Below are 14,293 nucleotides of genomic sequence, written 5' to 3'. Positions count from 1 at the left end.
TTATTTATTGCTCTGATAAACTGCTTTAACAGCATTGCCGATTTCAGCCAGGCTACGGACGGTTTTCACCCCCGCAGCTTCCAGCGCAGCAAATTTATCATCCGCAGTTCCTTTACCGCCTGCAATGATGGCGCCCGCATGGCCCATACGCTTGCCTTTTGGTGCAGTCACACCAGCAATGTAACCCACGACAGGTTTGGTCACGTGATCTTTAATGTAAGCTGCGGCTTCTTCTTCTGCGTTGCCGCCGATTTCACCGATCATCACAATCACTTCAGTTTGCGGATCTTCCTGGAACAACTTCAGGATATCGATGAAGTTAGAACCTGGGATCGGGTCGCCACCGATACCAACACAAGTGGACTGACCGAAACCGATATCAGTAGTTTGTTTTACTGCTTCATAGGTCAAAGTACCTGAGCGGGAGACAATACCCACTTTGCCCGGCAAATGAATGTGACCCGGCATGATACCAATCTTACATTCACCTGGGGTGATAACACCTGGGCAGTTCGGGCCGATCATCCGTGCATCAGACTGTTCTAATCTGACTTTTACCACCAGCATATCCAGTGTTGGAATGCCTTCAGTAATACAGATAATTAATTTAATACCGGCGTCGATAGCTTCCAGAATCGAGTCTTTGCAGAACGGAGCTGGTACATAGATAACAGAGGCCGTAGCACCGGTCGCATCTACCGCTTCACGTACAGTATTGAATACTGGTAAGCCCAAATGCTGGGTGCCGCCTTTGCCTGGCGTTACGCCACCCACCATTTTTGTGCCATAAGCAATAGCTTGTTCGGAATGGAAAGTCCCTTGGCTACCGGTAAAACCCTGGCAAATAACTTTGGTGTTTTTATCAATTAAAATAGACATTATTTAGCCCCCACTGCCGCTACAACTTGCTGAGCCGCATCTGTCAGGCTGGTCGCAGCAATGATATTCAAACCGCTGTCTGCCAGTTTTTTGGCACCCAGTTCGGCGTTATTCCCTTCCAGACGAACGACCACTGGCACATTGACACCCACTTCTTCAACTGCACCGATAATGCCGTCAGCAATCAGGTCACAACGCACAATCCCGCCGAAGATGTTCACGAAAACCGCTTTTACTTTGTCATCAGACAAAATAATTTTGAAGGCTTCAGTCACACGCTCTTTAGTAGCACCACCGCCGACATCAAGGAAGTTAGCCGGCTCACCGCCGTGCAGTTTCACGATGTCCATAGTACCCATGGCCAGACCAGCACCATTTACCATGCAGCCAATGTTGCCATCCAGCGCCACGTAATTCAGTTCCCACTGCGCAGCATGAGCTTCACGGGCATCTTCCTGGCTAGGATCTCGCATTTCACGCAGTTCGGGTTGACGGAACAAGGCGTTGCCATCAGCACCCAATTTGCCATCCAAACAAATCAGATCGCCCTGCTTGGTGATAACCAGCGGATTGATCTCAACCATCGCCAAATCGCGTTCCAAGAACAAGGTCGCCAGCCCCATAAAGATCTTGGTAAATTGAGCAACTTGCTTACCGGTCAGGCCCAGTTTGAAAGCCAATTCACGACCTTGATAAGGCTGCGGACCAGTCAATGGGTCCAAGGCAATTTTGTGGATCAATTCTGGTGTTTCTTCGGCAACTTTCTCAATCTCAACACCGCCCTCAGTAGATGCCATAAACACCACCCGACGGGAGCTACGGTCAATAACCGCGCCCAGATATAGCTCTTTGTCGATATCAGTCGCCGCTTCAACTAAAATTTGGTGAACGGGTTGGCCATGTGCATCAGTCTGGTAAGTCACCAGTTTTTTGCCCAACCACTGTTCAGCGAAAGCACGAATATCTTCTTTGCTATTAACCAGTTTCACGCCGCCCGCTTTACCGCGACCACCAGCATGCACCTGACATTTAACCACCCACGGGCCAGCACCGATTTTAGATGCGGCTTCTTCTGCTTCACGCGGTGTGGTACAGGCGTAGCCAGTTGGCGCTGGCATGCCATACCGAGCAAACAGTTGTTTTGCCTGATATTCGTGTAAATTCATGATGTTCTATCCATATAAGGTCTGAGTTGAGCCGAAGCCTACCAGGTAGCCTGATTGCACGGAGGCAGGTAATCAACACCTTGCAATCAGACTGACCTTGTCATTTATCTTTTTTATACGTCGAGCAGTAAGCGAGCTGGATCTTCCAGCATCTCTTTTACCGTCACCAAATAACCAACGGATTCACGGCCGTCAATCAAACGGTGATCGTAGGACAGTGCCAGATACATCATTGGCAGAATCACTACCTGACCCTCTACCGCCATAGGCCTGTCTTTAATGGCATGCATGCCAAGGATTGCGCTTTGTGGCGGGTTAATGATCGGAGTCGACATCAATGAGCCGAATACACCGCCATTGGTAATAGTGAAATTACCACCGGTCAGTTCTTCAACTTTCAATTTGCCGTCACGGCCTTTTATAGCCAGTTCTTTGATTTTCTTCTCAATATCAGCCATGCCCATGGTGTCCACATCACGCAATACCGGAGTAACCAGACCACGCGGAGTAGAAACGGCAATACTAATATCAAAGTAATTGTGGTAAACCACGTCTTCGCCATCGAGGGAAGCATTCACTTCTGGATAGCGTTTCAGTGCTTCAACGACCGCTTTGATATAGAAAGACATAAAGCCCAAACGGACACCGTGGCGCTTCTCAAAAGCTTCGCCATACTGCTTACGCAGATCCATAATTGGCTTCATGTTGATTTCGTTAAACGTGGTCAACATCGCGGTGCTGTTTTTAGCTTCCAACAGACGCTCGGCAACACGTTTACGCAGACGCGTCATCGGCACGCGTTTTTCACTGCGGCCAGCAAGAGCGGCTACAGGTGCGGCGGCTTCAACTTTGGTTTCCACTGCGGCTGGAGCCGATTTCCGGTTTGCCAGATGACTATCGACATCTTCACGCGTGATACGCCCGCCCACACCACTGCCTTTAATGGCCGAAGCATCAAGGCTATGTTCAGCAATCAGGCGACGAATCGCTGGGCTGAGAGTATCGTTGCTTTCAACTTCCAAGCTAGCAGTCTGGCGCTGAGCCGGAGTTGACTCCGTGCTTTGGCTTTTTTCTTCCGTCGGTAAGCCGGAACTGTCACTGGGGCGAATGCGGCCCAATACCTGGCGTGAGAGCACGGTCGCGCCCTCATCTTCCAAGATGACATCCAAGATGCCGTCCTGACTCGCCGGAACTTCCAGAATCACTTTGTCCGTTTCAATTTCGACCAGCACTTCATCACGTTTGACACTATCGCCCGGTTTCTTGTGCCAGGTTGCTACAGAGCCATCGGCGACAGACTCAGGGAGGTCAGGAACATTAATATCTACGCTACTCATTCTCTATCCTTTATGTGTTAACCGGTCGCTATTCAACAGTCAGCGCGTCATTAACCAGCGCTTGTTGTTGTTTTTGGTGTACGGAAATGTATCCAACTGCCGGTGAAGCTGATGCTGGACGGCCTGCATAACGCAAGGATGCGCCAAATGGGATCACTTCACGGAAGTTATGCTGGCTGCAATACCAGGCGCCCTGGTTAAGCGGCTCTTCCTGACACCAAACAAAATCATGCACATGAGCAAATTGTTCCAGCACCGCTTGTACCGCGTGATGTGGGAACGGATAAAGCTGCTCGATACGCACGATAGCAACGTCGGTTTGCCCGTTTTTGCGTCGCTGTTCCAGCAAATCATAATAAACTTTGCCAGAGCACATCACGACACGCTTAACGCCTTTCGGGTCCAGCTCATCGATTTCACCAATGGCGGGTAAGAAGCTACCATTAGCCAATTCATCCAGCGAAGAAACTGCTAATGGATGACGCAACAATGATTTAGGTGACATCACCACCAGCGGACGGCGCATACCACGTAATGCCTGACGGCGAATCATGTGGTAAACCTGTGCAGGTGTTGAAGGGATACACACCTGCATGTTTTGTTCGGCGCAAAGTTGCAGATAGCGTTCCAATCGTGCCGAGGAGTGCTCTGGCCCTTGCCCTTCATAACCGTGCGGCAACAGCATAACCAGACCACACATACGGCCCCATTTCTGCTCGCCGGAGCTGATGAACTGGTCGATAACGACTTGAGCACCGTTGGCAAAGTCACCGAACTGCGCTTCCCAGATAGTCAGAGTGCGTGGTTCTGCAGTGGCATAACCATATTCAAACGCCAAAACAGCTTCTTCCGATAACACGGAGTCCCATACCTGGAAATCGCCCTGCCCGCTGTGAACATTAGCCAATGGCACATAAACTGAGCCATTTTTCTGGTTATGAATCACCGCATGGCGATGGAAGAAAGTCCCGCGCCCAGCATCTTCACCAGATAAGCGAATGGGGATCCCTTCATCGACCAGAGTGGCGTAAGCCAGTGTTTCAGCACCGCCCCAGTCAAATGGTTTCTCGCCGCTTGCCATCAAAGCACGGTCGCCATAGATTTTGGCTACACGGGATTGCATTTCAATGGCTTCTGGCGCATGGCTGATACGGCGCGCCAGCTCTTGCAGGCGTTTCATCTCAACTTTACTTGGATACTCTTCATCCCATTCGTGGTTCAGATAGGGTGACCAAGTGAAGGATTGAAGATTCATTGGACGCCATTCTTCCACCACACAGTCACCATGATCCAGTGCATCACGGTACAGGTTGACCATTTCCGTGGCATCTTCCAAGCTGGCGATATTTTGCTCAGTCAGCTTGTCAGCATAGATTTTGCGCGGCGTCGGGTGTTTTTTGATCTTCTGATACATCACTGGCTGTGTTGCACTTGGCTCATCGGCTTCGTTATGCCCATGGCGGCGGTAGCAAACCAGGTCGATCATCACGTCACGTTTAAAGGTGTTACGGAAATCCAACGCCAGACGAGTCACAAACGCCACAGCTTCAGGATCATCAGCATTCACGTGGAAAATTGGGGCCTGCACCATTTTGGCGATATCAGTACAGTATTGGGTAGAGCGCGCATCCAGTGGGTTCGAGGTGGTGAAACCAATCTGGTTGTTGATAACAATGCGCACTGTCCCGCCCACTTCATAGCCACGGGCTTGAGACATGTTCAATGTTTCTTGCACCACGCCCTGCCCGGCAATCGCCGCATCACCATGAATAGTGATTGGCAATACCATATTGCTGCGCGCTTCATCCAGACGATCACGACGAGCTCGCACAGAACCGATGACTACTGGGCTAACAATTTCCAAATGTGAAGGGTTAAAGGCCAGCGCCAAGTGAACCAGGCCGCCTTCGGTTTCCACATCGGATGAGAAACCTTGGTGATATTTAACGTCACCAGTCCCCAGATGCTCTTTATGTTTGCCGGCGAATTCATCAAACAAATCTTCCGGTTTTTTACCCAACACGTTAATCAATACGTTCAGGCGGCCACGGTGCGCCATTCCCAGAACCACTTCACGTGTTCCGTTTTTACCGGCATGGCGAATCATTTCTTTCAACATGGTGACCAGCGAATCGCCGCCCTCCAGTGAGAAACGCTTAGCACCAGGGAATTTAGCCCCTAAATAACGCTCCAAACCTTCAGCTGCAGTCAGTTCGCTCAGGAAGCGGCGCTTTTCTTCATCGCTGAATGTGGGTTTCCCGACCACCGATTCAATCCGCTGCTGAAGCCAACGTTTCTCTTCAGTATTGGTGATGTGCATGTATTCAGCGCCAATCGAACCACAATAGGTCTGTTTCAGGGCCGCATACAAGTCAGACAGCTTCATGGTTTCTTTGCCGATAGCAAAAGAACCCACATTGAAAGTGTTCTGGAAGTCGGATTCGGTCAGATGGTGATAAGCAGGGTCAAGGTCTGGAACAGACTCCTGCTTCCACAAACCGAGTGGGTCTAGGTTGGCATGTTGATGGCCGCGGAAGCGGAAGGCATTGATTAACTGCAACACCTTAACTTGCTTGGCATCATTTTCAGGATCACTGATGGATGAGTTATAACGAGAGGGATCCTTCGCCAGGCGACGGAAATACTCACGTGTTTGAGAGTGGAACTGATCAGGTTTTACACCCGTCGTAGGTAGTTGTAGAAAAATTGAACGCCAACTATCATCAACGGAACCAGGATCGGTTAAAAAGTCTTCATAGAGCTGCTCTATGTAGGACTGGTTCGCGCCCGCCAGATAGGAGGAATCCAGCCAGGCCTTCATTGCGCCGTTCTGCATCATGATCCCTTAAGCTTTGAAGCTTCAGTTTTCGCCGTGGTTAACATATACACCGTAATATCAACGGTTTGCCGTAAAAACGGTTCACTCGACGTGCTTAATACACGTTCTGTTATGGACCTTAACGGTCCCGTTCAAGGAACCTCTAAAAACGGACAATTTGTCGGCTTTTAGAGATTCCCTACCTTTAAGCAACCTGGGGAAACATCCCCAGGTTAATAAACTCACATCATGTACTACGTTGCAACTATCATGTGCACTGTAGCGCTTATCATGCACTACGCTGTAACTATCATGCGCTACGCTGTAACAACATAGACTTAATGTGACCAATTGCTTTGGTCGGGTTAAGGCCTTTAGGACAAACACTGACACAATTCATGATGCTATGGCAGCGGAAAACACTAAAAGCGTCGTCCAGATCATCCAAACGTGCTGTTGTTTCAGTATCACGGCTATCTATCAGGAAGCGATAGGCAGCCAGTAACCCTGCTGGGCCAACAAATTTATCCGGATTCCACCAAAATGACGGGCAAGATGTGGAGCAACAGGCACACAGGATACATTCATACAAACCATCCAGTTTTTCGCGCTGTTCCGGCGATTGTAAATGCTCACGTGCTGGCGGATTTTTGCCATCATTCAACAGGTAAGGTTTAATTTTCTCATATTGAGTATAAAACTGCCCCATATCGACCACTAAATCCCGCACCACCGGCAACCCCGGTAATGGGCGAATCACAATCTTTTTATTGCCTTTTTGCAAAGCCGAAACCGGTGTAATGCATGCCAGCCCATTTTTGCCATTCATATTCAACCCGTCTGAGCCACAAACACCTTCACGGCATGAGCGACGAAACGACAGCGTCGGATCTTTTTCTTTTAACTGGATAAGGGCATCCAGCAACATCATATCCCGGCCTTCTTCCGCTTCGAGGGTATAATCCTGCATATGCGGCGCGTTATCGACGTCCGGGTTATAGCGATAAATTGAAAACTCAAGCTTCATGACCTTTTCCTCCGCAACGGGTTAGAATTTAACCCTATCAACACAACACATGCATTAGTAAGAACGCACTTTCGGCGGGAAGGCCGCGCGTAGCTTAGGTTGCATGTTTACCTCACGGCGGGTCATGCTTTCGGTGTCTGGCAAATAGAGCGAGTGACACAACCAGTTAGCATCATCACGTTCCGGGAAGTCGAAGCGGCTATGCGCGCCACGGCTTTCGGTACGGAAGTTTGCAGACACGGCAGTGGAAAACGCGGTTTCCATCAGGTTGTCCAATTCCAGACATTCAATACGCTGGGTATTGAATTCACTGGAGGTGTCATCCAAACGGGCATTTTGCAGACGTTCGCGGATAGTTTTTAGTTCTTCCAAACCATTGGCCATAGCATCACCTTCACGGAACACCGAGAAGTTATTCTGCATACAGGCCTGTAATGCTTTGCGGATCTCAACCGGGTCTTCACCTGAGCGGGTGTTATTCCAACGGTTCATGCGCTCCAGTGATGCTTCGATATCAGAATCACTGGCATCGCGGCTAGCGCCCTGCTCCATCAAAGACTCTTGCAGATGCATACCGGCTGCGCGACCAAATACCACCAAGTCCAGCAATGAGTTACCTCCCAAACGGTTTGCACCGTGGACGGAAACACAGGCAATTTCACCCACAGCAAACAAACCTGGGATGACAACATCTTCACCCTTTTCATTAACTGTAATGGCCTGGCCAGTTACTTTGGTCGGAATTCCGCCCATCATATAATGACAAGTTGGGATAACCGGGATCGGTTCTTTAATTGGGTCAACGTGAGCAAAGGTGCGTGATAGCTCAAGAATGCCCGGCAGGCGGGATTCCAGCACATCTTTACCCAAGTGATCCAACTTCAATTTAGCATGCGGGCCCCACGGGCCATCACAACCACGGCCTTCACGGATTTCAATCATAATGGAGCGCGCGACAACATCACGACCCGCCAAATCTTTGGCGTTTGGCGCATAACGCTCCATAAAGCGCTCGCCGTGTTTATTCAGCAGATAACCGCCTTCACCACGGCAACCCTCGGTCACCAACACACCCGCCCCGGCGATACCCGTCGGGTGGAATTGCCACATTTCCATGTCCTGCACCGGAACACCGGCACGCAGGGCCATGCCCACACCGTCACCGGTATTAATGTGCGCATTGGTGGTTGACTGGTAAATACGTCCAGCACCGCCGGTCGCCAGCACAGTCGCCCGCGCTTTGAAATAGACCACTTCACCGGTTTCAATGCAGATAGCGGTACAGCCCACAAAAGCGCCGTCCTGATTCTTCACTAAATCCAGTGCATACCATTCGGAGAAAATCGTGGTGTGATTTTTCAGGTTTTGCTGATAAAGGGTGTGTAACAGTGCATGCCCGGTACGGTCAGCCGCCGCCGCAGTACGCGCCGCTTGCTCACCGCCAAAGTTGAGCGACTGCCCACCAAATGGCCGCTGATAAATGCTGCCATCTTCTAAACGGGAGAAAGGTAGCCCCATGTGTTCCAGCTCAAGGACAGCTTCAGGGCCGGTTTTACACATATACTCAATGGCATCCTGGTCACCGATATAATCGGAACCCTTTACCGTGTCATACATATGCCATTCCCAGTTATCTTCATGGGTATTACCCAGCGCAACAGTGATACCCCCTTGCGCAGATACGGTATGGGAACGGGTTGGGAAAACTTTGGATATCAGGGCGCACGACAGCCCCATTTGTGAAATTTGCAGTGCCGCGCGCATACCTGCGCCGCCCGCACCAACAACAACAGCATCAAACTCTCTGACCGGCAGTTTCATTTAAGCACCCCACACCACAATGGTTCCATATAATAGATAAACCAGCAGCGTAATCACGACGGCTAGTTGCAACACCAGTCGTATCGCTATCGGCTTGATATAGTCCGTTAATACCTGCCACAAACCAATCCAGGCGTGAGCCAGAATCGACAGCAATGTCAGCAGGGTAAACACTTTTGTGATGTGCGAAGCAAAGAAGGCACGCCAGATTTCGTAGGTGATATCTGGGACAATGACGACAAAGCCCAGAATATAAAGAACATACAGAGTGATGACGATCGCAGAAGCACGTAGTAACAGCCAGTCGTGTACGCCATTACGCCCTAACGCAGAAGCATTGCTTACCATACAAGGACTCCAGCTAAAACTGACAGCACCAAGGTTAACACCATTGCTACTTGGGCGGAGCGGGTCCCCGCAGCCAAGCTCTCTTCGATATAGCCGAAATCCATTAACAAGTGACGGATGCCACCGCAAATGTGATAGGCCAGCGCAGTCAGTATTCCCCAGAAGATGAATTTAACAAAAAAGCTATTCATGACAGCCGCAGCTTGTATGAACCCTTCTTGCGAAGAGACAGACAAACCTAACAGCCAAAGGAGGATACCCACGGCAACGAAAGTAATTACGCCAGAGACTCGGTGTAAAATGGACGCTATCGCAGTAACAGGAAATCGAATCGTTTGCAGATCCAAATTGACAGGTCTTTGTTTTTTCACGGTTTTGCCCACACAGCTCTTATTATTTTCCTTCCTCCGGGCCTGGGCGTGGATCAGACAGCGTTAAGAGCCGAAACCCTTCACATCGCACATTTAAACATAACATCCTGAATGCTTAGATGACGTGTTCTATATAACGCTGGGTGCTCCTACTTCAGGGTAATCCGGAGACCTGGCGGCAGTATAGGGGGTTCACATTCTTATTACAATTCCCACACAATCTGATTGGTAACATTTCCCCTGAACAGTGATTACGATCACGATTTACATAATTGGCATAAAATTAATTATCTGATTTGACAAAGAATAAACATTTAAATTACAACTATGGTGAAAACAAACCCTATCATTCACTAAAGGTGTGCGGATACACTTCCCCATAAGCTTAAGTTATGCAACAGTGTACTCAGTAATTACCCCCATATGTTTCGTAGGAAAATGAAAAACGAATTATAAGAAATCAACAAATCTCTAACAAAAAAGCAACGTCAGTTGACGATTCGCATGATTGAGTCGTCCGCCGCATTGGTAAGACACTCTGTACCCTAATTCACTTTTCAAGGTGAACACAGAGACGTGCTGATGAGGGAATGCCCTGCGGGTATCCAAGACATTTAGATTGTTAGGGGTTTTAAAATAAGCGCTAAGGAGACTGTAAATGGCTAACAAAAAAGCGACGCTGAATCTGGACGGCGAAGCTGCGATCGAACTGGGCGTGCTATCCCCGACCATCGGCACTGACGTTATTGATGTTCGTGCCCTAGGTTCTAAAGGTTATTTTACCTTTGACCCCGGTTTTACCTCTACCGCATCCTGCGAATCAAAAATCACTTATATTGATGGTGACGAAGGTATTCTGCTGCACCGAGGCTTCCCAATTGCCCAATTGGCCAAGAACTCTACTTATCTGGAAGTTTGCTACATCTTATTGTATGGCGAAACTCCGACCGCAGAAGAGTATGAAACCTTCAAAGCGACAGTCACCCGCCATACCATGATCCACGAACAGATAACCAGCCTGTTCCGCGGATTTCGCCGCGACTCACACCCAATGGCCGTGCTCTGTGGGGTGACGGGCGCACTGGCGGCTTTCTACCACGATGCGCTGGATGTCAATAATGAGCGCCATCGTGAAATCACCGCTTTCCGCCTGCTGTCCAAAATGCCGACGGTCGCCGCGATGTGTTACAAATATTCCATCGGCCAGCCATTTGTTTATCCGCGTAACGACCTGTCCTATGCCGGTAACTTCCTGAACATGATGTTCTCTACACCTTGTGAGAAATACGAAGTTAACCCGGTACTGGAACGCGCTATGGATCGCATTTTCATCCTGCATGCCGACCATGAGCAAAATGCTTCGACATCTACGGTGCGCACCGCCGGGTCTTCTGGTGCGAACCCGTTTGCTTGTATCGCTGCGGGGATCGCTTCCCTGTGGGGGCCAGCTCACGGCGGTGCTAATGAAGCCTGTCTGAAGATGCTGGAAGAGATTAAAACTGTTGAGCACATTCCAGAGTTTATCCGTCGTGCAAAAGATAAAAATGACTCATTCCGTCTGATGGGCTTCGGTCACCGTGTGTATAAAAACCACGATCCGCGCGCAACTGTTATGCGTGAGACCTGTCATGAAGTGCTGAAAGAGCTAAAACTGGAAGACGACTTGCTGAAAGTGGCGATGGAGTTAGAGCATATTGCGCTGAACGACCCGTACTTCATCGAGAGAAAACTGTATCCAAACGTCGATTTCTATTCAGGTATCATCCTGAAAGCGTTGGGAATTCCATCTTCTATGTTCACGGTAATCTTTGCTATCGCCCGTACTATTGGCTGGATTGCTCACTGGAATGAAATGCACGACGAAGGCATTAAAATTGCCCGTCCGCGCCAACTTTATACCGGTTATGCAGAACGTGATTTTAAGAGCCAACTGAAGTAATAGGCCGACTTTTTGCTATTTGATGTAAAAACGCCAACCTCTTAGGTGGCGTTTTTTATACCCAAACTCATTGGAGTTACAGGTAGGCAGCAAGCAAACACCCCTGTAGCTTCAAGGACGAAAGGTAGGATCAGTGGATTGCACCACCGGCAATGTGCGAATCATGATCAATTTGTAAGGCGATGGAAATCGCCAGTTCCAAAGCAATCACCACGGAGTGCGCTGACATACTTGGCGCGCCAGGGTGGTTTACTGCCTGTTCCGGTAAATAAGGGATATGAATAAAACCACCCTTAACTTCATCATTAGCCTGATGTAACCGATGTAATAAACCGTACATTACGTGGTTACAGACATAGGTTCCGGCAGTTTGAGACACTGAGGCCGGAATTCCCGCCTCGCGAATGCCCTGCACCATGGCCTTGATAGGCAGACGGGTGAAGTAGGCTGCCGGGCCATTTTCCACTATTGGCTGGTCTATGGGCTGCTTTCCCAGATTGTCTGCAATGCGGGCGTCGTCAATATTAATGGCCACCCGCTCGATGCTAATCTCGGCACGGCCTCCCGCCTGACCAATAGCCAACACCAATACTGGCTGAACTTCATCTATGGCGGCATTCAACGCGATCAGGGCTTCGCCAAAAGCGCAAGGTAATTGGCGGGCCACCACTTTGGCCCCGCCGAGCATCAGATCATTGAGCTGTTTGACCACTTCCCAGGAAGGATTAACCCGCTCCCCGTCAAATGGCTCAAACCCGGTAATTAATACACTTTTCATCGTCTCTCCTAGAGGAACATCAAGAAATACAGTAAAAATACGTTAACAATCAAGAGAGTGACCCCTGTTGGGATCTGAGCTTTGATCACCGCATTTTTATCTGGCAGCTCCAATAATGCAGCAGGAACAATGTTAAAGTTGGCCGCCATTGGGGTCATTAGAGTACCGCAATAACCTGAGAACATCCCGATAGCGGCCATCACTGCGGGGTTACCACCGTGCTGCAACACTAAAATGGGGATACCAATACCGGCAGTGACAATAGGGAAAGCCGCAAAGGCATTACCCATGATCATGGTTAACACCGCCATGCCAATAGCATAGACTGCCACGGCAATAAGGCGATGATCTACCGCCAGATATTCCTGAGTCAGATGGGCAATCGCCGTCCCAACACCCGCAGTAGTAAACAGCAGGCCGAGCGTCGCCAGAATCTGCGGCAAAATAAATGCCCAACCGATGGAATCCAGCAAACGCCGCGCTTCTTGCACTGGCTGAGCAGCCGTTTCGCGGGTTAGGAACACCGCAATCAGCAAGCCGAGTACACAGCCGACCGTCATTGAGAATAAGGTCACCAAAGTGGCGTGGTTACCGGCACCAAATAACCACAGATCCAAAGCCGGAATATTATTAAACAGCAGCACGCCGATAACCGTCACCACAGGGATGGTCAGTGCCGGAAGAAACAGCCGGTTACCGAGGCGCTTGGCGCTCACTTCGCGCTCTTGCTCGGTGCGCTGATGATAACTGCCCAGTTTTACCCCGCCGAAACCGGCAATTAGCGCCATAATAATGACCACCACACCGACAGTGATATTGAGAACTCGCTTCTCATCTGGCCCCTCGCCCGCCAAGGTATTTGCCAAGCGGTAAGTCCAATCTCCGACCAGGAAAATCAGCCCGTACAACCCCCAAAACAGCCCGGTTGTCACACGGCGCGGGTTAGCTTTATCGCGAAACGACATCACTGCGACCATCAGCAATACAGCGCCAGCTAGCCAATATAAATATTGTTGTTGGAAAATCATTTGTTGTCTCCCTTGGTTGCCAGGGCAGACTGATTCAACGCGGTTAATTCAGCGGCGAGATGTTTATCTAAACGTTGTAAGCGATAGGCATGAATCAAGAAAGCACAAATCGCCGTCGGGATCCCCCACAGGGCGATATGCAGCGGCTCAGTTTGGATACCACCGGACTCCAGCATAAAGTTATGCATAAAAATGATGGCACCGAAGGCGACAAAAATATCTTCACCAAAGAACAGCCCCACGTTATCTGTCGCGGCCGACATGGCGCGCAGACGATAACGTACTTTTTCCGGCAGCTCGCCATAACGGGTTTTCGCCGCCCCTTCCGCCATCGGAGCCAATAGCGGCCGCACCATCTGTGCATGACCGCCGAGGCTGGTTAACCCCAGCGCTGCCGTGGCTTCACGGACAAATAAATACACAATCAATAAGCGGCCAGAAGTGGCACTTTTAATTTGCGAAATCCACGCCTGCGCCCGCTCTTTCAGGCCATGACGCTCCAGCAAGCCAATAACCGCCAACGGCAGTAACAGAATCAGGGGCAGATTACGGGTGTTGAGAAACCCCTCACCCAGTTTTTCTAAAATGGTGGCTATTGGCATCAATGCTGCCACGCCCGTGATGATCCCGGCGCTTATCACCACCAAGACGGCGTTAATGCGCAGTAAAAATCCGATTATAATTGCCGCGATCCCTATCAGCGGCCAAAGGTTGACTGTTTGTCCCAAGATGACGCTCCTGTCATTATATTGAAAATGTTATAGATTTATATCTGTAATGC

Annotated in this window: 12 protein-coding genes; 1 reads left to right on the top strand and 11 read right to left on the bottom strand. The window is 49.7% G+C overall.

Features of this window, described 5'->3' with window-relative positions:
- From sucD to sdhC, 8 genes are all read right to left on the bottom strand, one after another.
- Window positions 1–879, bottom strand: a complete 879-nt coding sequence (gene sucD / locus DXZ79_RS06765) for a succinate--CoA ligase subunit alpha (RefSeq protein ID WP_038634652.1) — start codon at window positions 877–879, stop codon at window positions 1–3.
- Window positions 879–2,045, bottom strand: coding sequence for an ADP-forming succinate--CoA ligase subunit beta (gene sucC, locus DXZ79_RS06760; RefSeq protein ID WP_004393313.1), 1,167 nt, complete (start codon window positions 2,043–2,045; stop codon window positions 879–881). The genes sucD and sucC overlap by 1 nt, the downstream gene beginning before the upstream one ends.
- 113 nt (window positions 2,046–2,158) lie before the next feature.
- Window positions 2,159–3,382, bottom strand: a complete 1,224-nt coding sequence (gene odhB / locus DXZ79_RS06755; protein WP_038634655.1) for a 2-oxoglutarate dehydrogenase complex dihydrolipoyllysine-residue succinyltransferase — start codon at window positions 3,380–3,382, stop codon at window positions 2,159–2,161.
- Between the two features lie 28 nt (window positions 3,383–3,410).
- Complete coding sequence (sucA, locus tag DXZ79_RS06750; RefSeq protein ID WP_038634658.1) at window positions 3,411–6,218, bottom strand: 2-oxoglutarate dehydrogenase E1 component; 2,808 nt, start codon at window positions 6,216–6,218, stop codon at window positions 3,411–3,413.
- 292 nt (window positions 6,219–6,510) lie between these two features.
- Complete coding sequence (locus DXZ79_RS06745; protein ID WP_005165479.1) at window positions 6,511–7,227, bottom strand: succinate dehydrogenase iron-sulfur subunit; 717 nt, start codon at window positions 7,225–7,227, stop codon at window positions 6,511–6,513.
- Between the two features lie 54 nt (window positions 7,228–7,281).
- Window positions 7,282–9,048: a succinate dehydrogenase flavoprotein subunit gene (gene sdhA / locus DXZ79_RS06740; RefSeq protein WP_038634661.1), complete on the bottom strand. Its 1,767-nt coding sequence runs from the start codon at window positions 9,046–9,048 to the stop codon at window positions 7,282–7,284.
- Entirely contained in the window at window positions 9,049–9,396 is a 348-nt protein-coding gene (gene sdhD, locus DXZ79_RS06735) for a succinate dehydrogenase membrane anchor subunit (RefSeq protein WP_038634664.1), read from the bottom strand.
- Complete coding sequence (gene sdhC / locus DXZ79_RS06730; protein ID WP_038634666.1) at window positions 9,390–9,779, bottom strand: succinate dehydrogenase cytochrome b556 subunit; 390 nt, start codon at window positions 9,777–9,779, stop codon at window positions 9,390–9,392. Before sdhC ends, sdhD begins: the two co-directional genes overlap by 7 nt.
- 646 nt (window positions 9,780–10,425) lie before the next feature.
- On the opposite strand from sdhC, the gene DXZ79_RS06725 reads away from it, so the two are divergent.
- Entirely contained in the window at window positions 10,426–11,706 is a 1,281-nt protein-coding gene (locus DXZ79_RS06725) for a citrate synthase (protein WP_038634668.1), read from the top strand.
- A gap of 130 nt (window positions 11,707–11,836) precedes the next feature.
- Here the strand turns inward: DXZ79_RS06725 and pcp are convergent, their stop codons facing one another.
- The 3 genes from pcp to DXZ79_RS06710 are packed head-to-tail and all read right to left on the bottom strand — an operon-like array spanning window position 11,837 to window position 14,240.
- Entirely contained in the window at window positions 11,837–12,484 is a 648-nt protein-coding gene (gene pcp, locus DXZ79_RS06720) for a pyroglutamyl-peptidase I (RefSeq protein ID WP_038634670.1), read from the bottom strand.
- A gap of 8 nt (window positions 12,485–12,492) precedes the next feature.
- Window positions 12,493–13,512: a DUF979 domain-containing protein gene (locus DXZ79_RS06715; RefSeq protein ID WP_038634671.1), complete on the bottom strand. Its 1,020-nt coding sequence runs from the start codon at window positions 13,510–13,512 to the stop codon at window positions 12,493–12,495.
- Complete coding sequence (locus DXZ79_RS06710; protein WP_120011172.1) at window positions 13,509–14,240, bottom strand: DUF969 domain-containing protein; 732 nt, start codon at window positions 14,238–14,240, stop codon at window positions 13,509–13,511. The genes DXZ79_RS06715 and DXZ79_RS06710 overlap by 4 nt, the downstream gene beginning before the upstream one ends.
- Between the last annotated feature and the right edge of the window lie 53 nt (window positions 14,241–14,293).

This window comes from Yersinia rochesterensis (genome assembly GCF_003600645.1).
Lineage (GTDB): Bacteria > Pseudomonadota > Gammaproteobacteria > Enterobacterales > Enterobacteriaceae > Yersinia > Yersinia rochesterensis.
This window is presented reverse-complemented; position numbering and strand designations above follow the sequence as displayed.